Source organism: Vibrio sp. 1641 (assembly GCF_033339995.1).
GTDB classification, from domain to species: domain Bacteria; phylum Pseudomonadota; class Gammaproteobacteria; order Enterobacterales; family Vibrionaceae; genus Vibrio; species Vibrio alginolyticus.
This window is the reverse complement of record NZ_JAWOVP010000126.1, coordinates 1-776: the sequence shown is the minus strand read 5'-3', so window position 1 is coordinate 776 and position 776 is coordinate 1. Positions and strand designations below refer to the sequence as shown.

The window sequence follows — 776 nt, the reverse complement described above, 5'->3', positions numbered from 1 at the left end:
AGTTCACTTTTCCATACCCTTCTCGCTTCCAACCCTGAACGGCATTTGGACCAACCGTCACAGAACCATCAATCATACGAGTCAAGTGCACCCCCAAAAATGGCAAATCTGGATCTGGAATTGGGTAGATTAAGTGATTCACCACTTGGTTATGCTTACTGTCTAATCGGTAGTATTCACCGCGATAAGGCACGATTTGAAAATCGGTCGGAATGCCCATCATTTTTGTCATCCGATCGGCCATCAATCCACTGCAAGTGACTAGAAACTTGCAGTTCAGCTGCATAGATTGTCCATCGGAAACGCAAGTCAGTTGTACTTCTTCATCTTTCTCATCGGCGGCAACCACCTTGGTTCTCAAGCTAATATGACCACCTAAACCTTGGAACTCCTGTGCCATATGCTCTGTTACCAAGCGGTAATCAACAATACTGGTGGTTTTCACGTAAATCGCGCCCAACCCTGTGATATTCGGCTCCGCCAACTTGAGCTGCGCTTCATCAAGCAATTCCACATCAATCCCGTTGACGTGACAGCGTTCATAAAGGGCGTTCATTCGTTCGACTTCTTGCTCGTTAGTTGCAACCAACAACTTTCCGCAGTTTTCGACCGGAATATTATGCTGAGAGCAAAACGAGAGCGTTTTTTCTACGCCTCGTTTGCAAAAGTCGGCTTTTAAACTGCCCGGCGCATAATACACACCCGCGTGGATAACGCCGCTGTTATGCCCGGTTTGATGCTTAGCAAAACCAGACTCTTTCTCAACCAATAAAATA

At 46.4% G+C, this 776-nt stretch carries 1 protein-coding gene; it reads right to left on the bottom strand.

Annotated elements, in window-relative coordinates; genetic code table 11:
* The coding region (gene lhgO / locus R7Z47_RS24580) for an L-2-hydroxyglutarate oxidase (protein ID WP_318130727.1) at nucleotides 1–776 on the bottom strand (776 nt) is incomplete at both ends.